Source organism: Paenibacillus ihuae (assembly GCF_001368795.1).
GTDB lineage: Bacteria > Bacillota > Bacilli > Paenibacillales > Paenibacillaceae > Paenibacillus_AQ > Paenibacillus_AQ ihuae.
The window spans coordinates 368543-395474 of record NZ_LN831200.1 but is presented as its reverse complement, the minus strand read 5'-3'; the positions used below and the strand labels follow the sequence as shown (position 1 = coordinate 395474).

General features: G+C 50.1%; 22 protein-coding genes. 15 read left to right on the top strand and 7 right to left on the bottom strand.

The window, feature by feature from the left end; all coding sequences use genetic code 11:
* Nucleotides 1-82 (top strand): hypothetical protein (locus AQR02_RS34820; protein ID WP_245237720.1); only part of this gene is annotated, 82 nt, incomplete at its 5' end.
* A 27-nt stretch (nt 83-109) separates the two neighbouring features.
* Entirely contained in the window at nt 110-703 is a 594-nt protein-coding gene (locus AQR02_RS24335) for a flavin reductase family protein (RefSeq protein ID WP_054943003.1), read from the top strand.
* Between the two features lie 25 nt (nt 704-728).
* On the opposite strand, the gene AQR02_RS24330 is transcribed toward AQR02_RS24335, so the two are convergent.
* The 3 genes from AQR02_RS24330 to AQR02_RS24320 are packed head-to-tail and all read right to left on the bottom strand — an operon-like array spanning nt 729 to nt 4296.
* On the bottom strand, nt 729-2123 hold the full coding sequence (locus AQR02_RS24330; protein WP_342447497.1) for a HAMP domain-containing sensor histidine kinase: 1395 nt from the start codon (nt 2121-2123) through the stop codon (nt 729-731).
* Nucleotides 2117-2812, bottom strand: a complete 696-nt coding sequence (locus AQR02_RS24325; RefSeq protein ID WP_054942973.1) for a response regulator transcription factor — start codon at nt 2810-2812, stop codon at nt 2117-2119. Before AQR02_RS24325 ends, AQR02_RS24330 begins: the two co-directional genes overlap by 7 nt.
* A gap of 14 nt (nt 2813-2826) precedes the next feature.
* Entirely contained in the window at nt 2827-4296 is a 1470-nt protein-coding gene (locus AQR02_RS24320) for an FG-GAP repeat domain-containing protein (protein WP_054942972.1), read from the bottom strand.
* A 140-nt stretch (nt 4297-4436) separates the two neighbouring features.
* Between AQR02_RS24320 and AQR02_RS24315 the strand changes: the two genes are divergently transcribed.
* Nucleotides 4437-5138, top strand: a complete 702-nt coding sequence (locus AQR02_RS24315) for a metallophosphoesterase (protein WP_054942971.1) — start codon at nt 4437-4439, stop codon at nt 5136-5138.
* Between the two features lie 3 nt (nt 5139-5141).
* Here AQR02_RS24315 and AQR02_RS24310 read toward each other — a convergent pair whose 3' ends face one another.
* Nucleotides 5142-6185, bottom strand: coding sequence for a LacI family DNA-binding transcriptional regulator (locus AQR02_RS24310; protein WP_054942970.1), 1044 nt, complete (start codon nt 6183-6185; stop codon nt 5142-5144).
* 479 nt (nt 6186-6664) lie between these two features.
* Here AQR02_RS24310 and AQR02_RS24305 point away from each other — a divergent pair, with 479 nt between their 5' ends.
* From AQR02_RS24305 to AQR02_RS24280, 7 genes are all read left to right on the top strand, one after another.
* On the top strand, nt 6665-7558 hold the full coding sequence (locus AQR02_RS24305) for an ABC transporter permease (protein ID WP_245237719.1): 894 nt from the start codon (nt 6665-6667) through the stop codon (nt 7556-7558).
* Between the two features lie 17 nt (nt 7559-7575).
* Nucleotides 7576-8457: a carbohydrate ABC transporter permease gene (locus tag AQR02_RS24300; RefSeq protein ID WP_054942968.1), complete on the top strand. Its 882-nt coding sequence runs from the start codon at nt 7576-7578 to the stop codon at nt 8455-8457.
* Between the two features lie 60 nt (nt 8458-8517).
* On the top strand, nt 8518-10134 hold the full coding sequence (locus AQR02_RS24295) for an ABC transporter substrate-binding protein (RefSeq protein ID WP_054942967.1): 1617 nt from the start codon (nt 8518-8520) through the stop codon (nt 10132-10134).
* A 420-nt stretch (nt 10135-10554) separates the two neighbouring features.
* Complete coding sequence (locus AQR02_RS24290; RefSeq protein WP_054942966.1) at nt 10555-12039, top strand: glycoside hydrolase family 32 protein; 1485 nt, start codon at nt 10555-10557, stop codon at nt 12037-12039.
* 18 nt (nt 12040-12057) lie between these two features.
* Complete coding sequence (locus tag AQR02_RS24285) at nt 12058-12948, top strand: ROK family protein (protein WP_054942965.1); 891 nt, start codon at nt 12058-12060, stop codon at nt 12946-12948.
* A 91-nt stretch (nt 12949-13039) separates the two neighbouring features.
* Nucleotides 13040-14380, top strand: a complete 1341-nt coding sequence (locus AQR02_RS35380; RefSeq protein WP_342447496.1) for a 3-keto-alpha-glucoside-1,2-lyase-like domain-containing protein — start codon at nt 13040-13042, stop codon at nt 14378-14380.
* Nucleotides 14337-16847, top strand: coding sequence for a GH32 C-terminal domain-containing protein (locus AQR02_RS24280; protein WP_342447495.1), 2511 nt, complete (start codon nt 14337-14339; stop codon nt 16845-16847). The genes AQR02_RS35380 and AQR02_RS24280 overlap by 44 nt, the downstream gene beginning before the upstream one ends.
* A 121-nt stretch (nt 16848-16968) precedes the next feature.
* Here the strand turns inward: AQR02_RS24280 and AQR02_RS24275 are convergent, their stop codons facing one another.
* Both AQR02_RS24275 and AQR02_RS24270 read right to left on the bottom strand, forming a co-directional pair.
* Nucleotides 16969-17337 carry a hypothetical protein gene (locus AQR02_RS24275; RefSeq protein ID WP_054942964.1) on the bottom strand — a complete coding sequence of 123 codons (369 nt, stop codon included), beginning with the start codon at nt 17335-17337 and terminating at the stop codon, nt 16969-16971.
* 68 nt (nt 17338-17405) lie between these two features.
* Complete coding sequence (locus AQR02_RS24270) at nt 17406-17879, bottom strand: DUF2798 domain-containing protein (protein WP_054942963.1); 474 nt, start codon at nt 17877-17879, stop codon at nt 17406-17408.
* Between the two features lie 136 nt (nt 17880-18015).
* On the opposite strand from AQR02_RS24270, the gene AQR02_RS24265 reads away from it, so the two are divergent.
* From AQR02_RS24265 to AQR02_RS24255, 3 genes are all read left to right on the top strand, one after another.
* Nucleotides 18016-18432, top strand: coding sequence for a MarR family winged helix-turn-helix transcriptional regulator (locus AQR02_RS24265; RefSeq protein ID WP_054942962.1), 417 nt, complete (start codon nt 18016-18018; stop codon nt 18430-18432).
* 112 nt (nt 18433-18544) lie between these two features.
* Nucleotides 18545-20374 carry an APC family permease gene (locus AQR02_RS24260; protein WP_054942961.1) on the top strand — a complete coding sequence of 610 codons (1830 nt, stop codon included), beginning with the start codon at nt 18545-18547 and terminating at the stop codon, nt 20372-20374.
* A gap of 113 nt (nt 20375-20487) precedes the next feature.
* Nucleotides 20488-21198: a hypothetical protein gene (locus tag AQR02_RS24255; protein ID WP_148449195.1), complete on the top strand. Its 711-nt coding sequence runs from the start codon at nt 20488-20490 to the stop codon at nt 21196-21198.
* Here the strand turns inward: AQR02_RS24255 and AQR02_RS24250 are convergent.
* Nucleotides 21192-23531, bottom strand: coding sequence for an AraC family transcriptional regulator (locus AQR02_RS24250; protein ID WP_054942959.1), 2340 nt, complete (start codon nt 23529-23531; stop codon nt 21192-21194). The two genes, AQR02_RS24255 and AQR02_RS24250, sit on opposite strands and share 7 nt — an antisense overlap.
* 195 nt (nt 23532-23726) lie before the next feature.
* Here AQR02_RS24250 and AQR02_RS24245 point away from each other — a divergent pair, with 195 nt between their 5' ends.
* Complete coding sequence (locus AQR02_RS24245) at nt 23727-25250, top strand: extracellular solute-binding protein (protein ID WP_054942958.1); 1524 nt, start codon at nt 23727-23729, stop codon at nt 25248-25250.
* A gap of 86 nt (nt 25251-25336) precedes the next feature.
* The gene (locus AQR02_RS24240; RefSeq protein ID WP_054942957.1) at nt 25337-25885 is read left to right on the top strand and encodes a CueP family metal-binding protein; all 549 of its coding nucleotides are present in this window, start codon (nt 25337-25339) and stop codon (nt 25883-25885) included.
* Nucleotides 25886-26932: the final 1047 nt, after the last annotated feature.

Genomic DNA, 26932 nt, shown 5'->3' with positions numbered 1-26932 from the left:
GATGCTGCCTGCACAGTATGAGCCGCACAGAGACAAGATTGAACAGATCCTGCTGCCGTTTCAAGTAAGAGAGCTGGACTAAACCGCTAATAAGAAAGGGATGATCGACGTGATTGCAATTGATCCGTTAACGAATACGGAAAGAGACAACTATAAACTGCTGGTGGGAACTATTATCCCGAGACCGATTGCTTTTGTAACGACCGTGTCGGAGGAGGGGGTCCTGAACGGTGCGCCATTCAGCTATTTCAATATTGTCTCTTCGAATCCGCCGATGATTTCACTATCTATCCAGCACTCAGCGGGCAAACTGAAGGATACGGCGAGAAACATACTGGACACCAAGGAATTTGTTGTACACATCGTGGACCGGCAAAATGTGGAGCAGGTCAATATGACCGCCGCTCCCCTTGCCCCCGATCAAAGTGAAATTTCATTAGCCGGTTTAACACCGGTGGACAGCTCGGTGATTGCCGTACCGGGGGTCAGGGAAGCCAAAGTCCGGATGGAGTGCAGACTGGAACAGGCGGTGAAATTCCCCGGATTTGAGCTGATCATCGGCAAGGTCGTACAATTTCACATTGACGAGGCCATCTACGACCAGTGCAGAATCGACCCGGTTCAATTAGCGGCGGTAAGCCGTTTAGCGGGTAATAACTATGCAGCTATTGGTGAGATTTTTACGATTGAACGGCCTATTTAAATGCTGTCCCTAGAGCTGTCTGCTGCTAAACCTGATAACGCGGCAGCTCTACAATGACGGAAGTTCCTTTGGTGAATTCACTCTCGATGCGCAGACTGCCGCCATGCAGTCCGATGATTTCCTTGCAGATCGCCAGACCCAGACCGCTTCCCGACTGGCGTGATTTCCCTTTGAAGAATTTGGTGCCCAGCTTCTCCAGATCAGCCGCCTCAATACACTCACCGGTATCCGTTACCGTGATAACAATCAGCGCATCCTGGCTGACCGCTGTAATACGCACTGCTCCCTCTGCCGGTGTGAACTTAAAAGCATTGTCCAGCAGATTGACAAACACCTGCTTCAGCCGGTTGAAGTCGCCGTCGACCGTCAAGGGCTGATCGGGAATATCCGCATAGAGCCGGATTTGCTTCGTCTGCCCGCGGTATCTGAACTGCAGCAGCAGATCCTCAAGCAGTCCTCTAAGATCATACGGCTGAAGCTCAACAGTAATCTCACCGGCCTGGAATTTGGAGAAGTCGAGCAGATCCTCCACCAGGCCGATTAGCCGGTCCGTCTCTCCAGTCATTACCTCGAGACCCTGCAGGGTCTCTTTTTTATCGGACAAATCACCCATAAGCAGTGTCTCGCCCCAGCCTTTGATTGAGGTTAGGGGAGTACGAAGCTCATGCGTGACGGAAGAGATGAAGTCATATTTGATTTTTTCGCTCTTGAGGATTTCCTCAGACATGTAATTGAGTGTGACCGCGAGCGTGCCGATCTCATCATCATGCTGCTTCGCCGCCTTGGCTGCAAAGTTCCCGGTAGCCATTTCTTTGGCTACTGAGGTTAGCTGCTGAATCGGACCTACGATGCGCTTGGCGATAAGCAGACTGAGCACAAAGCCGAACAGAATGACAAGCAACCCAACCCAAACCGCATTCAGCACGATTTTGAGGATCACGTGGTATAGAGGCTCTGCAGAAATAGAGTAGCGAAGCACACCGATATTCATTCCGGATTCCCTTAAAGGGATGGACACAGCCATAATCCGTTCACCGTTCACCGGCGTGAGGCTCTGGTAGCTTCCCTTACCGCCGGCTAGAGCAGATTTGACGTCAGGAGTATCGATCAGCTCTGAGCTGGAGAAGCCGAAAGAGTTGATTATGACATTGCCGGCAGTGTTAAGCACCTCAACCTTGCTGCTCTCTTCAGGGGAGAGATTCTCCAGAATATACCTAGCCCGCTCATTGATCGAATAGCCTTCCAGATACTTATTGAAAAAGGTAGCGGAGGTCGTGGCCCGTGAGGAGAGCGTCTCCATCGCACTGCCCAGATAAAAGTAGTGGACAGCCACAATAAACACCCCTTCCAGCAGCAGTACGATCAGGAGCAGGACAATAGTTATATAGAGTATGAGTCGGGACCTGATACCTTTCAGCAATGTTGTACCCTCCATAGATAGCCGAATCCCCACACCGTCTCCAGATATTGCGGCCCGGAGGCGTCTTGGCCGATCTTTTGCCGGATCCGGCTGATATTTACATCAACGATCTTAAGCTCCCCCATGAAATACTGCCCCCAGACCGAGGTCAGAATATCATCCCGGTTCATTGCCTTGTTAGGCTGCTCCATGAGCAGTCGGACAATGGAGAATTCCGTCGGCGTCAAAGGAATCTCGGCCGTATTCTTCAGTAATTTCCGTTCATCAAGCATAAGGGTAAAGGGGGGCAGCTGGATGCTGTTCTCCTGAAGCACCTCTTCCCCCGGATACATCCGCCGGTATAATGACCGGACCCGGGCCAGTAATTCAACCGGACTGAAGGGCTTGATTACATAATCATCGGCACCCGAATCCAGCCCCATCACTTTATCGATTTCCTGGCTCTTGGCGGTCAGCATAATGATTCCCAGCCGGGGGAATTCCCTGCGCAGGTGTGCGCATACCTCAAATCCGCTGATCCCGGGAAGCATCAGATCCAGAATAGCGATGTCAAAATCCCGCTGCTCCCGGGCGGCCGCCAATGCGGCTTCGCCAGTGGCTGCTTCGGCAACCTCAAAGCCTGCACGCTTCAGATTCACCTGAAGAAAATCACGTATAGGCTTTTCATCTTCCAATACCAGCACCTTCATGGAGACCCTCCTTGTTATAGCAAAGGCTGCTGCGGTGTGCCGGCCAGCTGCCGGACTTCTGTAAGCGATATTTTAAGCTGGTTATACTCCGTAAGGGAAGCACCGCTCAGCTTACTGGCAGCATCCGCCGGCGGCAGCACTGCAATGAGCACCGTCGGTGCCGCAGTATCCTCTGTATTCTGAAGCTCATAGAGCAGCTGATAGGACCTTTTCTGTGCCTTCAGTACAGCTTCTGCGGCCTGCCAGTCCTGCTTGGTGAGCAGGCGCAGTTCAAGCAGCGCAGCCTCTTCTCCGGATGCGGGATCATGGTAGATAAAGCTGATACTCTCCCACGGGACAGGAGATTCCCCGGCAGTCTCAAGCGTGTATTTCCCTCTCCAGTTCTGTGGGATATGGAAGTTGAAGCCCCATCTGTCGAACTTCTCTTCCGTGAACTTCAGACCCGATTGTCCGTCCCACTGATAATATTTGGTGATAAACGGAGTGGCCAGCGGAGCCATACTCTCTGTTCCGGCAGGCGGAACAAGGAATCCGACCTCAACAATACCGTCACCGTTCGCGTCCGAGCTGTACAGCGGGTAATCCTTGACCGCCATATTGTTCTCTCCCAGTTTACCGCCTGGGCCTGGTGTAAAGGGTGCCAGTGTAATATCCTTGCTGTCCGAAAGCTCTGCATGATGATAATTATCTGTTGCCAGTATATCAATAAATTTACCATTTTCCCAAGTCAGGAGCAGGGTATAGGAAGAATGGGCACCAATGGCCATATCTACGAACAATGCGCTGGCGGCTGGCGCCGCCTTAGCGAATACAGCCTGAATCACAGCCCCGTCAAGCGTCTGGTCGGCAAGGCTCTGCTGCTTGCCCCCGCTCAGCCGTAATAATTGCAGGCGGGCAACCGGCTGCATGTCCGTGGTAAAGGTTGTCTGGAATAGGGCGATATCTGTCTTTCTCTCCCCAGTCAGATCGCCGACCGCCAAATAATCATAAGCCTGCTTAAGCACTTCGGTCAGCACGCCGCTATTCAGACTGTAGACAGACAGCTCGTTGCTGAGTCCCTGGCCGCCGCTGAAACCCAGCAGCATATCCGTCTGCCCGTCTGCAGTAACATCTGCAAACTGTACATAATCCAGCTGACTGCCCACCCCGGTAATTGTGGTCAGCTTGTTCCAGTCCCCGCCGGTTTGGCTAAGGACAAGCGTATTGATCTCATAGTCGGTTTTGTCTGTTTTATAAAAGGCCAGAATTTCATTCTGGCCGTCTTTATCGAGATCCTGGAGCTGGATGGCGCTGCCGGATTCGGAATGGACGGGAACTGTCAGGTGGGCATTAGCCGGGAGAAAAGATTTCACGACACTGGTAATGGTCCCATCGGCGCTGCCCTGTGAGGGGGCCCGGAGCAAATCACTGGGAGCCTTGGGGGCACCGCAGCCTGAGGCTATTAAGGTTAAGAAGAGAAGGGCGCTTAAAGCGGATTTATTCATAAGTTATAATCTCCTTTGGTTCATCTGTGGCTAGTATATCCCAACCTGCCGGCAAAGTAGTTGCAAAATGGTAAAGGCGAAGCCTTGCCGCGGCTGATATGATAGGAGCTATAAAGTGAACCTGAGAAGGGAGGACAGGAATGAGGAAATTTTTTGTGACTGATATTCACGGCGATGAAAAGGGTTTGAAGCTGCTCTTGAAGCAGGCGGGAGTAGAGCTGAATGTTGACCAGCTGGTGATCGGAGGAGATATGATTAACCGCGGAGATAACTCCGGCGGGGTAGTGAAGCTGATCCGGCAGCTGGCTGAGCAATTTCCGGAGCGAGTCCATGTGCTGATGGGCAATCATGAAGAGATGATGGGGGATTATCTTAAGCACGGAGACAGACTTTGGCTTAGCCATGGCGGGCAGGAGACACTTGAGAGTTTTGATGCACATTGGGCTGATGAAACCATCCGGCGCGGGCACATGGAATGGGCATACTCTTTGCCTGTATATTTTGAGGATGACGAGTATGTGTATACCCACGCCGGACTGGATACCAGGCAGCCGCTGGAGCAGCAGAACCGGGATATACTATGGATGAATGAATTTGATTTCTATCAGGTGCCGCGTTCAGAACTGCTCGCCTTCACTGGGGGGAAGCCGGTTATTCACGGCCATACGCCGGTGGAAAGGATCTGCTATGACGGCGCCCGGATGAACTGTGATATGGGCTCAAATACGTATTCAATTCCCGGCGAACGGGCCCTCGGGATCGTGAATCTGAGTGAGATGACCTACCTTGTCTATAAGCAGGCCAGTAAAAAGCTTGAGCAGCGGCGGATCAGCCGGTACTAGCGGCTATTCTTTAATATCCGGTGTTGATGCTCTATAGACCGGTTTCGTATAGATATGAGAGACCTGATAAGGCTGTTCTGGAGTATTAATCCGGGACAGCAGCATTTCGGCAGCTTTGACACCCATTTCATTGCTGTAGATATGAACGGTGGTCAGGTGCGGCTCAATAATTTTCGATTCCGGACCATTATCAAATCCGCAAACGACAATATCGCCGGGAATAGAATGATTCAGATTCTTAAGCGATTTCATAAAATTCACAGCGATATAATCGTTCGCGCATACAAAAGCGGACGGGAGCTCCGCGATGCCGTTCAGCTTCTCTTCCGCCCAGCCTTGGCTGGCGAAAAAAAGATCATCCTCATCCAGAACACACTGTGCAGGATCAAGCTGGATTCCGGCCTCGGTCAGCGCGCGGTTAAACCCTACCCACCGCTCATTAAAGCTCCGGCAATGATTATAATCCCCGATGAACCCCAAGGTCGTGTAACCGCCATCAATCAACTTTTTGGTAAGCTGGTACGTACTGTGCTCGTTCTCCATTAACAAGACATCCGCACGGAAATCCGGGTAGCAGACATGTGCAGAGCAGTCGATGAAGATCGTCGGAATTCCAAGACTTGTAATCAAATTGCTGTAAGCCAAATTAAACAGTTCGATACAGATGATACCGTCCACATTAGCGACATCGAAATTATTCGGAAGGGACAGCGATTTCTGGTCAATCTCCCGGATAATGTGAATCGACAGATTATACCCCTCGGCACTGATCCGCTTCTCCAGGCCACTGATCAACGTCGATCCAAAGTGGGAGGTGTTGGGCAGATTTTCTGTTAATAAAGCGATATTCCGGGAGCTCTTCGGCAGGACGGTTTCCGGTTCCATCAAAGAAAATTGTTTATACTTTAACTCAATCGCCTTCTTGATGACTTTGTTTCGGGTTTCTTCAGGCAGGCCTTCGGTTCCGTTCAAAGCTTTGGAGGCCGTGTTTCTGGAGATCCCCAGCGCATCGGCGATATCCTGTATCGTTACTTTTCCCCGTGCCATATATGTAGGTTCACCTCTATAGTATTGATTCTCTTCGTTTCACTCCCTTAAATGTATAATAGTTTTCTCAAAATAGCAATCTAAATTTTACAAATGCACAATTTAGTTTACATTTTCTATTGTGAATGTTTGCTAGTACGTTCTTGAACGGCAGTCATTTTGAGTGTATTAGGTTGAAATAAGGACCTTTTTGCACCGTGAATTAGTCTTTTATGAATTTTGACAATCTAAACAAGCCATTTACGAGCAAAATAATAGTCAAATGAACAAATTTATTTTTACAAAATGTATTGACTGATCCAGCGGTCTTTGTTAAATTGTAAAAGAACCAGAGGGCATATGCGCCAAAATGTAAGCCTTTTTAGTGGCATCCCTGAAGCAGTGAACTATAAACCATGTAAAGAATGGAGGTAAAGGCATTGCACAACTCAATAGAAGTGAATCACCGAAAACTGGCGGCTAGGCGGAAGAGTTCCCTGATGGAATATTTCAAGAAGCATTATTTCCTGTATTTAATGCTGTCACCGGCGCTGATCCTGACCTTAATTTTTAAATACGGTCCTATGTATGGTGCGATTATCGCCTTTAAGGATTTCAGCCCGGTCAAAGGCATCCTGGGCAGTGAATGGGTGGGACTGTACAACTTCGAGAAATTCCTGTCTTCTCCGAACTTCGAAGTTATTTTTATGAATACGCTTAAATTGAGTTTTTTCGGTCTGATTCTGAGCTTCCCTGTTCCCATTCTGCTTGCGCTGATGCTCAATCAGGTCCGCCGGGCCGGAGTGAAAAAGAACATCCAGCTGTTCCTGTATGCCCCTAACTTCATATCCGTCGTTGTCGTGGTGGGTATGCTGTTCATCTTCTTATCCCCGACAGGACCGATTAACCAGCTGTTTAGCTGGATAACAGGTGAACCGGTAATGTTTATGTCACGGCCGGAGTACTTCCGCTGGATTTATATTCTGTCTGATATATGGACGGGTGCGGGCTGGGCTTCCATCATCTATGTGGCGGCGCTGGCCAACGTGGACCCTGAGTTACATAATGCAGCAAACTTAGACGGCGCGAACCTTCTGCAAAGAATCCGTCATATCGATCTTCCGACCATCCGGCCGATTATGGCCATTGTATTTATCCTAGCTGCGGGCGGTATCATGTCGATCGGATTTGAAAAGGCTTATCTGATGCAGACGGCCACGAACCTCCCGACCTCGGAGATCATCCCGACCTATGTATACAAAATCGGCCTTCAGTCAGGTGACTATGCTTACTCAGCTGCAGTGGGGCTGTTTAACTCAATCATCAACGTCATCCTGCTCCTAACGGTGAACTTCACAGTGAAGAGGCTGAATGAGGGCGAAGGTCTTTACTAAGAAAGGAGCAACAAGTCATGTTCGTAAAACATTCGCGGCTGGACCGTTTTATGCTCGCACTGAACGCCGCCTTTTTGACACTGGCCGTGCTGATTGTGATTCTTCCGCTCATTTATGTGGTGATCGCCTCCTTCATGGACCCGTCGGTCCTGCTCAGCCAAGGGCTGTCGTTCAAGATTTCCGACTGGTCCACTGAAGGCTATAAGATGATCCTTACCAATCCTGCGATGCTCCGGGGATTTGCAAACGCTGTTTTTTATGCCTCTTCCTTTGCTGTTCTGACCGTGATGGTCTCTGTCTGTGCCGGGTATGCCCTGTCAGATGACCGGATGAAGGGGAAAGGCTTTTTCATGACCCTGTTCCTGTTCACGATGTTCTTTGGCGGCGGGCTTGTCCCGACTTACCTGCTGGTTAAGAATCTGGGACTGCTGGATACCGTGTGGGCTGTCATTATCCCGGGGGCCTTCAATGTATGGAATATTATTTTGTCCAGAACCTTCTTCAAAGGTGTGCCGAACGAGCTAAAGGAGGCGTCCAATGTGGACGGGGCCTCGGAGATGAGGATTTTCTTCAGCATCGTATTGCCGCTCTCTAAACCGATCATCTTTGTGCTTGCACTGTATGCCTTTGTCGGCCAGTGGAATTCGTACTTTGATGCCATGATTTATCTCGATAATCCGAACCTTCACCCGCTGCAGCTCGTTCTGCGCTCCATCCTGATCCAGAATCAGGTAGACCCCGGCATGATCAGTGATCAGCTGGCTGCAGCGGAAATGAAACGTTTGTCTGAAATCATCAAATATGCCGCGATCGTTGTCTCCAGCCTGCCGCTGATCATTATGTATCCGTTTTTCCAGAAGTACTTTGAGAAAGGTGTCATGGTCGGCTCCATCAAATAGGAAGCGGACTGCACATAGATAAGGTTCTTTCATTCATTATTACTTTGGAGGTCATATCAGATGAAAAGATCAAAAAGATCAAAGGTTTTGTCAAAAGCAGCTTCTGCCTCTGTCCTTGCTTCCTTCATGTTCCTTGCCGCATGCGGCGGCGGGGGCGGAGGAGGTAACGCTGCCAGTGAAAAACAGGATCCAAACGGGAAAGTGACCTTGAACTTCATTACCCAAAGCTCCCCGCTGGCCCCGTCCGACCCGAATGACAAGCTGATCAATAAACGCCTCGAAGAAAAAACGAATGTGCATATCAACTGGAAAAACTTCACCAGAGATGTGTTTGTGGAAAAAAGAAACCTGGCCGTTGCCAGCGGCGATCTTCCTGATGCGATTTTTAATGCCGACTACAGTGACTATGAGCTGCTGAAGCTTGCCAAGGACGGCACCATCATCCCGCTGAATGATTTGATCGAGCAGAATATGCCTAATTTTAAAAAAGTGCTGGAAGAAGCCCCTGAATACAAAAGCATGATCACAGCACCTGACGGCAACATTTACGCCTTCCCATGGATCGAAGAGCTGGGGAACGGCAAAGAAAGAATCCAGGCGGTGGACAGTATGCCTTGGATCAACGTGGAATGGCTGAATAAGCTGGGCCTCAAGATGCCGACAACGACGGAAGAATTGAAGCAGGTGCTGATTGCCTTTAAGACAAAGGATCCGAACGGCAACGGTCAGGCTGATGAAATTCCTCTGTCCTTCATTAATAAGCCGGGAGCGGAGGATTTAGCCTTCCTGTTTGGTTCGTTCGGACTCGGTGAAAACCCTGACCATGCGGTCGTAAGCAATGACGGCAAGGTGATCTTTACGGCTGCGCAGGAAGATTATAAAAATGCGGTGTCGTTTATCCACGAGCTGTATACAGAAGGACTCATTGATATCGAAGCGTATACCCAGGACTGGAGTACTTACCTGGCTAAGGGGAAGGATCAGAAGTACGGCCTCTATTTCTCCTGGGATAAAGCGAACATCTCCGGAGCGAACGATGCTTATGAAGTTATGCCGCCGCTGGCTGGCCCGGACGGTGAAATCAACGTAACCCGTACGAACGGTCTGGGTCTTGGACGCGGTAAAATGGTCGTGACCAGTGCGAATAAAAACCTGGAAACCACGGCGAAGTGGGTGGATCAGCTGTATGACCCAATCCAGTCCGTACAAAACAACTGGGGAACCTACGGGGATGATACCCAGCAGAACATCTTCGAATTTGATGAAGCCAAGGGCATGCTGAAGCATTTGCCGCTGGATGGTGCTGCTCCGGTTGAGCTGCGCGAGAAAACAAGCATCGGCGGACCGCTGGCCATCCTGGATTCCTACTATAATAAATATACAACCATGCCGGATGATGCCAAGGGCAGAATGGATATCATCAAGAACATCATGGCTCCAAAAATGAAGGCCGAGAACGTTATGCCGAGCGTATTCCATTCCATTGACGAGCTGGACCGCCTGACGACCATTGAAACCGACTTGTTCGCCTATGTGCTCAGAATGCGCACCGAGTGGTACCAGAACGGCAAAATCGATGCAGAGTGGAATGACTATCTCAAAGAGCTGGACCGCCTGGGCCTGCAGGAATGGCTGAAGATCAAGCAGGGCGGCTACGACAGAGCAACGCAAAAATAATATAAATATAAAAATATTTTAGATTGAACTGGAGTCTTGAGGAAAGGAAGCGAAGCGGCGGAGGGGAAGCTTGGAACTGAAAGCCGGCATCAGAAGGATAGGTCACATTGATTGAACTTGAAAAACAGAAATAGGGGAAAAGTGGCGGAGGGGAATTTTGGAACTGTAGGAGCGATAGCGTCCGCCTTTGTCTTCGGATTTCAACCGCGAACAGCGGTCTAATCAAGAAATTCGAAGACAACAGAGGCCGGAAGTCCAAACATTCCCTGCAGCCGCGGCCAATCCCCTAAATAAAAAATCACAAGTTCACTCTAAGTGCAATCCTGTTAGCGGCCGGAAGCCAAGCATTCCCACAGCTGCGACTGACCTTTGCTCTAAACTTCCCGGTTCAATCTATCCAGGAGAAAAGGAGAAATCATAATGTCAGCGATAACCAAACAAAACTACCGGGGTGTCTATCATTTTTCACCTCAGCAAAATTGGATGAATGATCCGAACGGGCTGGTATATTTCGAGGGCGAATACCATCTGTTCTTCCAGCATCACCCGGATGGAATGACTATGGGGGAGATGCACTGGGGCCATGCGGTGAGCAGGGATCTGGTTGCTTGGGAGGAGCTGCCGATCGCGCTGGTGCCGGATGAACTGGGCATGATCTTCTCGGGCAGTGCCGTTGTTGACTGGAAGAATACAACGGGATTTTTTGAGGATAAGCCGGGGCTGGTTGCAATCTTCACACACCACCTGAATAGGCCGGAAGGAAAACCTCCGGTACAGTACCAAAGTATTGCGTACAGCAAGGATAACGGCAGAACGTGGATTAAATACGCCGGAAATCCGGTGCTGACCCATGATCGCTTCATTGATTTCCGTGATCCCAAGGTGTTCTGGGATAAAGAACGGAGCCGGTGGGTGATGATCGTAGCCTGCGGCCAGACAGTGTGCCTGTATCATTCGCCTGATCTGATTCACTGGACCTTTGCCAGCGAATTCGGCGCAGGCATTGGTTCACATGACGGGGTATGGGAGTGCCCGGACCTGTTCCCGCTCGCTGTAGATGGGGATAAGGATAACACCAAATGGGTGATGCTCGTGAGCATCGGCGCTGATCCGGCCTTTGAGGAAGGCTCAAGAACACAGTATTTCACAGGTGACTTCGACGGAGCGGTATTCACTCCTGACGAAGCCTCGCAGCACATCCGCTGGGTGGATTACGGCAGGGATAATTATGCCGGAGTCAGCTGGTCGGATCTTCCCGAGGAAGCCGGAAGACGCCTGTTCATCGGCTGGATGAGCAACTGGATGTATGCTCAGCAGACACCGACGGAAGGATTCCGCGGAGCGATGACCATTCCCCGGGAGCTAACGCTGGAAACGAGAAACGGGGAAGCGACACTCATTCAGAAGCCTGCTAAAGAGCTGGAAGCAGCGCGTATCCCAGTCTTGTCCCTTACAAATGTTTCTGTACAAGAGATCAATGCGGCTTGTGCCAGCCTTCAGCTGGATGCTTACGTTATTGAGGCAAAGCTCACACCTGGTACGTCTGCCGGCTTCCGGGTAAAAGCAGGTGCCAAGCAGCAGACCGCCGCCGGGATAAACGCGCAAACGGAAGAGCTGTATATAGACCGCACAGCCTCCGGGAAGATGGACTTTCATGAGCTGTTCCCGGGGCTCCATTCCGCAAAGCTTGCGGCATCGAATGCTGTCTATGATCTGTGTATTTATGTGGATCGTTCCTCGGTTGAGGTGTTCGCGAGCGGGGGGCAGGCAGTCCTTACGGATCTGATTTTCCCTGAGCCTGAATCCGCCGGTCTTGCTGCTTTTGCAGAACATGAAGAGGTTGTGTTCCTTTCGCTGGATATCTATAAGCTGGCCTCATCTGCTGCAGACGGCAGCAACCAGTAACCGGGAGGAGGAACTTACATGCGTATAGGAGCGATTGAGGCAGGCGGAACGAAATTTGTCTGCGGGATTGGTGATGAAAGCGGGCGGATTGAGGATCAGATCAGCTTCCCGACCGGACATCCGGATCAGACGATGCCCAGAGTGATTGATTATTTTCAAGGTAAAGGGGTAGAAGCCATCGGCATTGGATCGTTTGGTCCGATCGACATCGCTCATGGCAGCAGGGCCTACGGCTACGTTACGACCACGCCTAAGCCGGGTTGGGCGAATTATGACCTGCTCGGGACTCTAAAGCAAGTCTTCCCTGTTCCGTTCGGCTGGGATACGGATGTTAACGCAGCTGTATATGGCGAGGTCAAATGGGGGGCTGCCCAGGGCATGTCCAGTTGCTTGTACATGACCGTAGGCACGGGTATTGGTGTCGGTGTATATGCGGAAGGCCGGTTAGTCCATGGTCTTGTACATCCCGAGGGCGGGCATGTGCTGACGAGGCGCCATCCGGAAGATGATTTTGCCGGGATCTGTCCTTATCATGGGGATTGTCTCGAAGGAATGGCGGCGGGTCCTGCGATTGAAGCCAGATGGGGGAAAAAGGGTCATGAGCTTCCGGCGGATCACAAGGCATGGGAGATGGAGGCCTTCTATATTGCAGGGGCTTTAACAGATGCTGTTTTACTGCTCTCTCCACAGAAGATTATTTTGGGCGGCGGTGTGATGCAGCAGCCGCAGCTGTTTCCCCTGATCCGGGAGGCCGTACGCCGGAACCTGAACGGGTATGTTAGTTCAAGTGCGATTCTGGATCACATAGAGGAGTACATTGTTGCGCCGGGCCTCGGCCAGCAGGCGGGGTTATGCGGCGCTCTGGCCTTGGGACTATCAGCGATAAGCAATCAAGCTTCAATTATATAAACCAACAAGCAAGGTCGGCAGTTATGCATACGTAACAAGCCGGCCTTTCTCTTCAAAAGGACTTATCATTTACAGGAAAAGAGGGGAAAGGATGAACCGGAAAGCAAAATTCACATTAAACCTCCTGCTCACTGCGGGAATCTTGGTGACTTCGATGATTACAGTTAATCGTGAGACAGACTGGGCCCTGGCTGCAGATGAGACGTTCGCCAAAGAGATAAAGGAGGGAATGTCTATTTCTGAAACCGCTACCAATCTAAACAGCAACCTGATGGGATGGCATGTGGCCGGAAAAGGCAGGCTGGAGAACACAGCGGAAGGGCTTCTGCTGACATCGGACCCGCAGGAAAATGTGCTGGCGTTATCGCAGACCACTGCGGATGACTTTATCTATGAAGCTGACGTAATGATTAAGGAGGGAGAGCCTGAGGCTACGCTGCTATTCCGTTCAAGTAGGGATGGGCAGCAGGCCTACATGCTGCAAATCCTACCTCAGGCAGGCATGATCCGTTTACGGGACGCTGGCGGCGGGGAAGGCAGGCTAAATGAGGAGCGCCAGATTCCCTTGGTCCAGGGCGAAATCTATCATCTTAAGGTGAAGGCAGACGGCCCCTCACTAAAGGTATATTGGGGAAATCAATACAAGCCTGTGATGGATATTGAGGACGAGGCATATCGCTCCGGGCAGCTCGGACTCCATGTCTGGGATGGGGCTGCATTGTTCCAGAATATCACCGTAAGCGATCTGCAGGGGAACCTGGAGACAGTGCTGGCAAGTACAGGGCAGTGGCAGCCTGATCTTAGCGGTAAAAAAGGGACCTCCGCCAATCAGAGCAAGGCACTGCTGATCTATAACAAGCCGGCTGCCGATCTGGTGTACGAGGGGCAGATTTCATTTCCTGACGATGGGACTGCAGGCCTCGCTTTCCGGTCCTCTGCTGACGGATTAAGCGGATATGAAGCTTCTCTTGTGAGGGAGGCGGATCAGCTTAGCGTCCGTTTAATCAAAGCGAACGGCACGGTCATCGCAAGCTCAGCACGTACTTATCCGAGCCCGGCAGGGGCAAAGCATGCGGTAGAGGTACATGCGAAGGGGGAAAGGATTCAAATTTTTGTAGATGGATATACTCCGGCGGCCATTGATGTTACGGATAGTTCGTACTCAAACGGGAACGCAGGCCTTGTAGTAAACAGCGGGACCGCCTATTTTCAGAATACTTATGTGACAGATGCTGCTAGCTATAATAATGAAAAATACCGGCCGCAGTATCATTACACACCGATGCGCGGTTCTGTGAGTGATCCGAACGGCCTGGTCTATTTTGCCGGGGAATATCATCTCTTTCATCAGGATGGGGGGGACATGGGCGCATGCAGTCAGCAAAGATATGCTGAGTTGGAAGCGCCTTCCTATCGCCCTTCCCTGGAATGATTACGGGCATGTCTGGTCTGGAGCTGCTGTAGCAGATTTGAATAATGCCTCAGGCCTATTCACGGATTCGGGCGGCCAGGGGCTTCTCGCCTACTATACTTCCTTTAATCCGGATGCCTTTAACGGCAATCAGCGGATTGGTCTGGCTTACAGCAAGGATCAGGGGCGCACGTGGGAATATGCCAAGGATCGTCCTATTGTTATTGAGAACCCCGGAAGAAGCGGAGAGGACCCTGGAGGCTGGGATTTCCGTGATCCGAAGGTAGTGCGTGATGAGGTGAATAACCGCTGGATTATGGTCGTGTCAGGCGGCGATCATATCCGTTTTTTTAGCTCAACGAATTTGCTTGACTGGACGCTGACTGACAATTGGGGTTACGGCGAATATGTCCGTGGCGGTGTGTGGGAATGCCCAGACCTGTTCCCGCTTACGGTTCAGGGGACAACAGAGAAGAAATGGGTACTCATGATCAGTACAGGAGCGAATCAGGCAACGGGCGGTTCGGATGCGGAATATTTCGTGGGGAGTCTGACGGCCGAAGGGAAGTTCGTGAATGATAATCCGGCTGGAACCGTGCTGAGAACTGATTTTGGCAAAGAGTTCTATGCCTCCATGTCCTTCTCTGACATGCAGGATGGACGCAGAGTGATGCTGGCCTGGATGTCAAACTGGGATTATCCGTTCGCCTTTCCTACATTAGGCTGGAAGGGACAATTGACGATCCCGAGAGAAGTGACCCTGGTGAAGACGGGTGACGGGATACGGCTTGCCCAGAGTCCGGTCAAAGAGCTGGAATTGCTGCGCAGCGCACTTTATTCGGCGTCTAACAAGGATGTCAGCCCCTCTTCGCCAAATCTGCTGAAAGGCCTGACCTCCGGTGCCTACGAAATCGAAGCTGAGGTGGAGATTCCCGCCGGCAGCAGTGTATCAGAATTCGGATTTAACGTGCGTGAGGGTGCTGGTGCTGACCAGAAGACGGTTGTGGGCTACAAGCCGGGCGTAAGCACGGTGTTTGTAGACCGTTCCCTTTCCGGAATAACTGATTTCTCAAGCCTGTTCAGTACCAGTCATGAAACGCAGGCGATAACGGAGAACGGCCGGATCAGGCTGCGTATTCTGGTGGATGAATCCTCAGTTGAGGTGTTTGTGAATGACGGGGAGTCCGTGTTCTCGGATGTCATTTTTCCGGACCCGGCCAGCCGGGGAATGAGTTTCTATACCAAGGGCGGCAATGTGAAGATGGTCTCCCTGAAAGTAAATAAACTGGGGTCGGTGTGGAATTCTGAGCCGGTTCTCTCCACCCGGATTGTCATGGATACCCGTGACCATGAACTGGGTGTAGGGCATATAGAAACGCTGCAGGCGGCCCTGGAAAATGGACCCGGCAGAGGTACAGAGCCGCTGAAATGGAAGTCCAGCAATCCGGAAGCCGTCAACATAAAGGCGGCAGGCAATTCCCAGGCGGTGATTGAGGCGTTAAAAGCAGGGGCGGCCGTCATTACAGTATCCACTCCAAATGGAAAGGCATCTGCAACTGTTCAAGTGAAAGTCTCCGGAGGGGAGTTCCGTACTAACCTCAGCGGCTGGACCAAAGATCTGTCCATGGCTTCCTGGCTGATCAGTGAAGACGGTATCCGCGGGAATTACACCGGCGGCGATGCGAATTATATTGCCGGGGAGCAGGCGGGCGATTTCACTTATGAAGCTGAGATGAAGCTCGGCAAGGCCGGTGGAGCGGGCTCCCTCCTATTCCGGGCAAGCCCGGACGGGCGCAGCGGTTATTACCTCAATCTGGACCCGAATATGAAGTCGGTCCGTCTGTTCTATAAAATAGACGGGCGTTTTGAAGAACGGCAGGTGCTGGCGAAGTTTCCAGCCTTTATTCTTCCGGAACGTACGTATCGTTTAAAGATACAAGCGGACGGACCGCATATTACAGTGTACCTGGGAGGGGATCGGATCATGGATGTGCACGACGGAACCTTTGCGGCAGGCCATTTTGGACTGCATGTATTCGGGGGTTCTGCTTCTTATCAGAACGTAAATGTAAGCGGAGCGGTTCCAGCGAGCCTGATGACCTCAAGCGTGGTAAATGAAGTATTCCGGAAATCCGTGTATGCGGCTAACCAGGTAAATGGTGAACCCGTCACGGTCAGCGATACCCATGAAGCGTCAGATCAAAAGTGGACGTTCGTGCCGACGGGCGATGAAGCAGGTTCTTACTCCATCCGCACGGCTTCCGGCCAGGCCCTTGATCTGAACACGGAGCGGAACGTAATCCAGCTCTATTCCTACTTAGGTTACAACAATCAGCGCTGGATCATCCAAAAGAATATGGACGGCTCAGCGGTCATCCTCTCTGTTCATAATCATCTGGCGCTGGCTGTCTCTGAGGATGGACTGAGCCTGACCCTGGCGGCCATTCAACCCGGTGCGGACGCTCAGAAGTGGTATCTGGATTTCTAAATCTCTCCGAAGTTTTCAATATGAATTCATTACAACAGAAAGATTTATGGTATTACGACAAATAGTCCCGGTGCAGATCTAATGCACACGGGACTGTTTGTTTCTGTGATGGATATAGAGCTTAAATCTGCCGGCCATTCTCTCCCTTTAGCTCCTTGCGCAGCAGCAGGGATTCGGCGTAAGTAACCAGGGCCTGGAGAAAAATTAGTAAAATCTGATTCAGCAGGCTCATCTCGGAAGCGATAATAATTACGAGAGCGATGAGTCCGGTAAGCAGTGACAGCAGGATTAAACCGATGGACGGTCTGCGGTTAACACTTGGCCTGAACAGATTCAAGAGCGTGATGAACACGCCTTGGGCCAGAAAACAGTTCATCAGCAAGGTGAATTTGTCCCACATCAGCGAATCCAGGGATGAGCCGAAGATATTAATGAGTACAAGAGCTGCGACAAGAACGAAGAGGGAGATACCATCCTTTTTGGTAAGCACGGCACAACATCCTTTCCTGGCAGAATGATATCCATTATTACCCAATAATCTGCCGGATCAAGCAATGCTTATGCGCTTTGCACCGCAGTGTTCACCGGGAAAATTCTTGTGAACAGGAAGCGGGTCAGCGGTCCGACCACCAGCAGCTGGAGCGGCAGGGCACAGATGAAATTAAGTCCGAGGATGGACAGGTAGTGACGGAGGAAGTTGTCTCCGAATCCGTAGTGTGCTAGTGTGCCATATAGGGACATGCAGATAACCATACCGCAAACCATGAAGACGGAAATGGTCAGCACTTTTTTGATCATTGGATCGGAGGGTTTAACCAGCTTAAAGGCCAGTCCTTTGGCGATTTTGCTGATGACAACAATGTCCAGGAATAATGCGACGATCAGTGCCGGCAGCAAGCCGACAGCAACTTCAAGGAATACTTTATTAGTTGCACCATTGAATAGAATTACGTTATAAAAGCTCATTCCGACGACCATTAAGAAGCACATCATACTGGTGAAAATCAGTGCTTCTTTTTTATTTTTACCCATTGTTCAAACTCCCTTAAAGTTAAGTGTTCACGCTTCACTTATATTAGCAGGAGGGTGGAATATTGTCAACCAAGTTGACAAATATTAAAGCGATCATTCAAACTGAATTTGCATCCTATTATTGGAGGACCTTTACATGAAGGAGTACATCCGCGATTTAAATCTGATTGACCTGGTCAGTGAGAAACATAAGGTTCTGCGGGAACAAGTAACTGGACTGAGCGGTGATCCGCTGAATCACACTGAAACGCATATTCTGGCAAAGCTGGAGCTGCACGGCAGGCTATCCATCTCGGAAATCAGCCGGCAAATCAGTATTTCCCGCCAGGGAGCGCAAAAATCGATCAATGTGCTGCTGGACGAGGGGTATGTGGAGACCGTTCAGGTGCAGGGGAACAGCCGTGATAAATATATCATCCTGACGTCAAAAGGAATCGATGTGTGCCGGAGGATGCTGGAGATCAAGCAGGGAATTGAGCAGGAAATATCCGCGCGGATCGGTACGGAGCAGGTACAGCTGCTGAAACAGCTGCTTGCCGAGGACTGGCTTTAAATTGCCCCGAATTAATCTGTTGCGCAATTGCTTGGTGAAATGTATATTATGGGTTGAATTTAATCAATGCTTTTCTGGGTAATATAACTTAAAAAAAAGTCGGGTGAGGCAGATGATGATTTCGGTAAAAAGACTCCTGATTGGACGACCGCTGAAATCAGATCAATTGGGCGACCAGAAATTAAACAAAAAAAAGGCACTGGCTATTTTATCATCAGATGCATTATCCTCGGTTGCTTATGGTCCTGAGCAGATTCTGCTGGTTCTGATTACGCTCAGTACGGCTGCGTTCTGGTATTCGATTCCTATAGCCATTGGAGTTCTTGTACTGCTCACGGCCCTGATTTTATCTTACCGGCAAATCATTTTTGCTTACCCTCATGGCGGCGGAGCTTACGTTGTGTCTAAAGAGAACCTGGGCAAATATCCCGGTCTGGTGGCCGGAGGCTCACTGCTGGTGGACTATATATTAACGGTTGCCGTAAGTGTATCTGCGGGTACGGATGCGATTACTTCAGCTTTTCCCAGCCTGCATTCGTCCAATGTAATTATCGCCGTCCTATTTGTTCTGCTGATAACGACCCTGAATTTACGGGGGGTCACGGAGTCAGCATCATTCCTGGCCTACCCTGTGTATCTGTTTGTGCTTGCAATCTTGGTAATGATCGGAATGGGGCTGTTGCGGATTGTATCCGGAGACGTACCGGCAGATCTTCATACCCCTATAGGTACACCAGTAGCAGGGATCAGCCTGTTTCTGCTGCTAAAAGCGTTCTCGTCGGGCAGCTCAGCCTTGACCGGGGTTGAGGCGATTTCCAATGCCATTCCCAATTTCAAGACACCGGCGCCGAACAATGCGGCCAAGACGCTCGCTGCCATGGGTATACTGCTGGCTTTGTTATTTTCAGGAATTGTGATCTTGGCATACTACTATGGGATAACGCCGAATGAAAAGGTGACCGTCGTTTCTGAGATTGCTGAGCAGGTCTTTGGGCGGAACTTCATGTATTTCTTTGTCCAAGGGACCACGGCTCTGATTCTGATTCTGGCGGCGAATACGGGGTATTCGGCATTTCCGCTGCTGGCGGTTAATCTGGCTAAGGATAAATTTATCCCGAGAATGTTCACGGTCCGCGGTGACCGGCTCGGGTATTCGAACGGTATACTCAGCCTTGGAATCCTCTCGATTATTCTGATCATCGCCTTCGAGGGACGCACGGAGCATCTGATTCCGCTGTATGCGGTGGGGGTATTCATTCCCTTTACGCTGTCCCAGACCGGCATGATGATTAAATGGATCCGCCAGAAGCCGGAAGGCTGGGTCAGCAAGCTGATTATCAACACGACCGGCGCATTAATCAGCTTCATTGTTACCATTATGTTCTTCCTGACCAAGTTCCCGCAGGTATGGCCGGTGCTGGTCTTCCTGCCGCTGATCATCCTGCTCTTTTACCGGATCCGCAAGCATTACGAGGCAGTGGCTGACCAGCTGCGGATCTCAACCTGTGAAGAAGAGCCTCTGGCGATTGAAGGCAATATTATCATCCTGCCAGTTGCCGGGATTACCCATGTGGTGGAGAACTCGCTGCGCTATGCGCAATCATTGTCCGCCGATCAGATTATTGCTGTACATGTCCCGTTTGAGCGGGATGATGAGGATATATTTGAAGAGAAGTGGAAGAAGTTCCACCCCGAGATCAGGCTAGTGACGCTGTATTCGCCTTACCGCAGCATCATCCATCCGCTGACCAAGTTTATCGATACGGTTCAGCGCAAGGCAAGTGAGTCCAATTATCAGGTGACTGTAATCGTACCGCAGTTCATACCCAAGAAGGGCTGGCATAACATTCTCCATAACCAGTCCAGCCTGCTGATCCGCGCTCATCTGCTGTACCGCAGAAATGTAATTATTACTACAGTTCCCTATCATTTGAAAAAATAAACGCTGTTAAATCAAAAGACCGCAGGCATCCGGATTACCGGTGGCTTGCGGTCTTACTTGTGTTCGTGATTATGTATAATGAATAGAGATAAGAAGCAACGGGAGGGATGAGAGTGAAAGGGATAAGATTATGTTTTACCATGCTAATCCTGTTCATATTGCTTCTCCTGGCCGGCTGTGCCAGCGGAACGGCGCATATGACTGTGAAGAAGGACGGGGGTCTAGATTTAGCGTTCAGCATTTTGCTGGATGCCCGGGCGGAATCCATGGTCGGCGGCAAGCTGGAGGAAGTGCTGACGACAAGACTTACTGCCGCAGGGATTCAACTGAACAAGAGCCCAAGCGGTAAATCCACCAAATATGAAGTCCTGAAGTCGTATGATTCCTTCGAGGATATGCAGGCGAATGCCGGGAGTCTGGATATTGCGGATACACAGGTCGTTACAGCAGACAAATGGCTGTACACCAAGTATGATATCGTGGCCCGGCCGAAGCTGAATGCGTATTCGGATCAGATCATAGACGGCATTGGAACGCTGAACATGCCGAAATCACTGGCAAGGCTGCTGATGCAGAGCCTGGCTGTTAATTTTAAATTAACACTGCCTTATGACTTATATGGAGCGAATAATGCAGTCTCCCAAGAGGGAAACACCTTAACCTGGCGCATTACGCTGGCGGATTCCGAGCCGCTCCGCCTGGTAGTATATGTACCGGATATTAAGAATATCCTGGTCGCAGGCGGAGGCCTTATACTGATTCTCGCAGCTGGTGTTCTTTGGTTTATCAGATCCAGAAAATCGCGCAACGCCCTTACTCAGTAATCATCCGGTACCGCTTTGGGCCGGGAGCTTGCGTTGTCACGGTATTGGCCCGGCGTCATGCCCTCCTGCTTACGGAAGGAGCGGATGAAGTTCTGCGAATTATTGTATCTGAGCTTCGCGGCAATGTCCTTGATCGGCATATCGGTTTCCTCCAGCCATTTTTTGGCCATTTTGAACCGGTACATTGCGAGATATTCACTGAAATAATACTGCGTCTCCTTGCGGAAGACACTGCTGATATAGTTAGCGTTATAATGAAGCCGCGATGCGCATTCCTCCAGCGTCAGATCCTTATCATAATCATGCTGCACAATGTCGATAATCTTCTCGGAAATATTATGGTACTGGGCATTTTGCCGGCTGTGGAAAATCTTGATCATCGGCAGAATCACGATACTCCAGAACCAGTCTTCGATCTCGGCGACAATATGCAGATCGGTCAGCTCCTCGAATAACGAACCGTTCGCATGATAGATCTGATTCAGGCTAATCCCTGACTCCTGCATCATAATGAGGATATTACCCAGCAGGCGGGTCAGCGGAATCTGGTATTCCTGCGGTGACAGCCCCAGCTTAAAAATACAGGCAAACAGCTTATGCAGCAGCTCCTTCGCCTTTTCGGTATCGGCCAGCTTGATGGCATCCATCAGGTCATTTTCGGTATGTGTCGGATAGTTCAAATTGAGATAGTGCTTGCCGGAGTTGATATTCTCATACTGGATGATGATGCCTTTGCCAAGTGTGATCCGGTATTTCAAAGCTTCGAGACCTTCCTTGTAAGCAATAGACAGTTTATCGATGCTGTGAAAAGGCAGACTTAACCCGATACTGACCTGCAGCTTCAGGTAATTGTTAATTTCCTGCTGCAGATTCTCCGTCAAGGCATAGAGTGTCTGGTGAAAAGATTCCGCATTATCTTCCATGCTTCCAATCAGCGTGACAACGGCGTGGTCGATGATCACCGGAGCAAGTCTGCCTTCCGGCGGAACGAGTTCTTCAATCATATTATGGGCGGCAAACAGCAGCAGGTGGAGATCCTTTTTGTCATAGCTGGTCTCTGCAGAAAAGTCGATGCTGAGCGTAATGACGGCCATTGTTCTCCATTCTTCCACTAAGGGCTGGTAGCCGTATTGTTCCAGCTCCTCAAGCAGCTCGCGCTTTCTTATATTGCCCTGAAAGGCTTTTGTCAGGAAAAAGGTGCGCACCTGCTGGAGATGCTGGTTCAGCTCCTTTTCGAGCTGTGATTTGGACTGGAATAAATGATGCATCTGCTCGCCGATCGACTGGAACTCATCGTTAAACTTTGCTGTAATTCCCGGCCTGCGCAGCCCCATCTGATTCAGCAGCCGTTCGATTGGAGTATACATGCGGCGGGAACCGAGCCAGGCGAGCAGAATGGACAACAGCAGCATCATAGCACAGACAATGATTGTGTATGTCCCGATTTTGCCCGACTCCTTGGTCAATCCTTCAATGGAAGTTACCGACAGGTAGGTCCAGCCGTTCAGCTGCGAACGCAAATAAGTGACAGAGTAATCCTGTTTACCGATGACGGTCTTAAATTGTCCTGTAGGCTTTGCTTTGCCGGAAACGAGCGGGAAATCCGTAAATCCGCTCGCAACGGCAGGCTGGCCGATCAGCGTCTTATCCGGGTGCAGCAATATTCTGCCGGATTCATCGAGGACAATAATACTGTCCAGCGGATCTATCTCAGAGTTGATGAAATCCTGAAGGCTGCAGGCAGGGATATTGGCAACGGCCAGCCCGTACTTTTGCAGCTTGGAGGTGGGCAGCTTCTTGATCAGACTAATGCTGTAATCACAACCTGTAACGTTAATGCTCTCCTCGCTGTAGAACAGGGAAGAGGGGTTGAGTACCCAGGAGGTGGAGTCGGGCACATTCATCAGATTGGCAAGCTGCTCATAATTCTGGTATTCATTCAGACGGTAGAGCCCGGAATTCTTGATCATCCAGTTTTCCCGCTGATTCAGCAGAATCACATCTTCCAGCTTCGTGTCAAAGGACTGCATATTGCGGATTTCGTTTCTCAGGTCGTTATATAAAATGAAATCGCTTACATTTAGCGGGTTATTCAATGCTTTTTTAAGTACAGAAGAATTAACGACCTGGTTCAGGGTCTGGTTGACAGTAGTCAGCTTATGCTCTACATTTGAGTTGATTTGTAAAATGAGTTCCTTTTTGCTTTTGTTAACATTTTTTTGAATTTCGCTGGAGGATGTGAGATAAGAGAAAGAACCGATGAACAGCACAGGAAGCGTGCTGATTACAAAGGTGAATAAGGTTAATTTACTTAGGAAGCTTAAGTGTTTCACTGGATTCAGCACCTTTACTTTAGGTAGAAACAGCCTGCTTTAAGTTTATGCATCACGAAGGATAATAACAATAATCATCTGGTGCCGCAATAATCATTATCTCTAATAATGACTACAGTTTGAATAATATTCAATAATTGGCAGTTATATCAATACATAATACGTAAGATTATTTCTATTTAGGAGGAACTAGGAATGCATAGAGACCTCGCACGGAGAACGGCAGTCCGGTATTTCTGTCTGCTTATCTTACTCCCGTCCTTTTTATTAAGCGCTTGCAGTAATGTGAATTCTGTTCAGCCGCTTCCCAGCCAGACTCCGTCGTCGATCTCGATTCTGGCTCCGCTGCATTTTCCGCAAACCCCTTCGAAGGATATCGTAACGGAAATTGAGAAGCTCACTGGCGTGAAGCTCAATATTACCTGGGTACCTGAAGGCGTCTATACAGATAAAATGAACACTGCCCTGACGACCAATTCGCTGGGAAAGGTTACGTTTGTTAAATTTACCGATTATAATCTGGTGAAACCGGCGGTCCGTTCGGACGCTTTTTGGGAAATCGGCCCTTATCTTAAGGAATTCCCGAATCTGCAGCAGCTCGATCCTGCGATACTCAGCCAGTCCGCCGTGGACGGCAAAATTTACGGCCTGTATACCGAGCGGCCTTCTTCCCGGCAGGGGATCATCATCCGTAAGGATTGGCTGGATCATCTTAAGCTAAGCAAACCGCAAACGCTGGATGAGCTGTATGAGGTTATGAAGCAGTTTACCTATAAGGATCCGGACGGCAATGGCAAGCGGGACACGATCGGCCTGGTTGACCGCAATGATCTGGTCTATGGTGTATTCAAAACGCTCAGCTCTTATTTCGGTACGCCGAATAACTGGAAGCTGGAGAACGGGCAGTTCATCCCGGAGTTCGCGACGCCCCAATACATGGACACGATGAACTTCATGCGCAAGCTATATAATGAAAAAATCATCAATCAGGACTTCGCCCTGACCAGCAAGGAAGTGCAGCGGGATAAATTCATCCGCGGGACTGCGGGGGTCTTCATTGGAAGCATGACGGATGTGCAGCGGCTGTCCATTGAAGCACAGGTGATTAATCCGCTGGCCGAGCTTACCCTGATCAACCGGATTAAAGGGCCTGACGGCTATAAAGTATGGTCGATTCCCAACTACAACGGGCTGTATCTCTTCTCCAAAAAAGCGATTGCGACGGAAGAGGAACTGAAGCAGGTGCTGCGCTTTTTTGACCGGACGATGGACAAGGACGTAGCAAATCTGATGAGGTACGGAATCGAAGGCCGCCATTATAAACTCGAGAACGGGAAGGTTATTCTGCCTGAGGAAACCTCGCAGCTGCGGGTGAATGAGGTCAGCCCGCTCTATTCTCTGATGATCGCCGATATCAGCAACAAGAACGTCATGGAGGTGGCGCAAAAAGAGCAGCTGACCGCCCTGGCGGATCAGCTGAGCCAAGACAACGAACAGTTTCTCGTGGACGATCCGACACTCACGCTGAGCTCCCCGACGTTTGATGAAAAGAATGTGGAGCTCTCAACGATCATTGTGGATGCTACTTACAATTATATTATCGGCAATATCAATGCTGCAGAGTTTAAGGAGGAAGTGGATAAATGGAAATCCAGCGGCGGCAGTCTGATCATGCAGGAGTACGCTGAGGTGGCGGCCAGAGCGGAGGGCGGGCAGTAGGAAGGCATATTGTCATAGATTCGTCTTGTTTGCAGGAGTGCTCCCTGGACTATAATAATAGTAGAGAGACTGGAGGATGACATTCTATGAGGAAACAAGTCTTGCTGACTGCCGGATTAGCCGTAGTCATTGGCTTAGGAACCTATCTGTATGCAGAAAATAACGCCCGGGAAAGTGCAGGCCCAAGCCCGGCGGATACCCAAACCCTTAAACAGCTGGTACACGATTACAGCAACCGCAGTATCACCGCTGAATCGGCTTCCATTTCATCAACTGAGCTGATCGTCAAAGAGAGCGGCGGCACATCGGCTACCTATAGCTTGCCGGGCGATGAGTTTTTTGTCTCCATTGCACCTTACGTCAACAAAACCCATCCATGCGCAACCCATAGCCTGACCGGTTGTCAGGGTGAGATGGTGGAACAAGAGTTTAACATATCCGTTCAAGACGCCGAAGGCAATCCGGTAATGGACAACGAAACGGTGAAATCCCAGCCTAACGGATTTATCGATCTGTGGCTCCCGCGGGATAAGACGTATCACGTTACCATTGAACAAAATGGTAAAAAAGCCGAGTCTGACATTTCTACATTCGAGAAAAATGATACTTGCGTAACTACTATGCAGCTAGGCTAAGCAGAAGCTGATCCTAACCGCCGGAATAAAACAGAGCAGTGGCTCTCCTGGGATCAGGAGGGGCACTGCTTTTTTAGGCTGTGGCTGCTGTTTAGGCTGTGGCTGCTGCTAACGGACACAGGAGACGCTAGTTCTTGATTTTTCCGCGTTTTAGCGCCCTTACGGACACAGATGCAGTTAAGTAAGCTGAAAAGCGCTGATTTGGACAATTCCATAGCAAATAACGGCGCTGGAGTCCGCTACGCCGCGTCTGTGTCCGGAATCCCGCCAATAGAGTCATCTGAGTCCGTAAGAATTGGTTACCTTCCTAGCACACGCCAAAATTCTTCCATTAACGCCGAAATTGGGTCCCGCTCCCACTAACTATTATTCTTTGTACCCGTGACTTTATCGCTCGACAGTTGCTCCTCTTGCCATCTGTGCTTCTGTCATTCCCGCATTCCCGCATTCCGACATTCCTGCAATTGCTTTACTCCCTCCGCTAACGGACCCAGGAGACGCTAGTTGTTGATTATTCTGCGTTTTAGCGCTCTTACGGACACAGATGCAGTTAAGTAAGCTGAAAAGCGCTGATTTGGACAATTCCATAGCAAAAACGGCGCTGGAGTCCGCTACGCCGCGTCTGTGTCCGGAATCCCGCAATTAGAGTCATCTGAGTCCGTAAGAATTGGTTAACTGCCTGACGTTCGCCGAAACCCCTCCATCAACGCCGAAATTGGGTCCCGCTCCCACTAACTATTATTCTTTGTACCCGCGACTTTATCGCTCGACAGTTGCTCCTCTTGCCATTTGTGTTTCGGCATTCCCGCATTCCCGCATTCCCGTATTCCGATTATTGCTTTACTCCCTTCGCTAACGGACCCAGGAGACGCTAGTTGTTGATTATTCTGCGTTTTAGCGCCCTTACGGACACAGATGCAGTTAAGTAAGCTGAAAAGCGCTGATTTGGACAATTCCATAGCAAATAACGGCGCTGGAGTCCGCTAAGCCGCGTCTGTGTCCGGAATCCCGCCAATAGAGTCATCTGAGTCCGTAAGAATTGGTTAA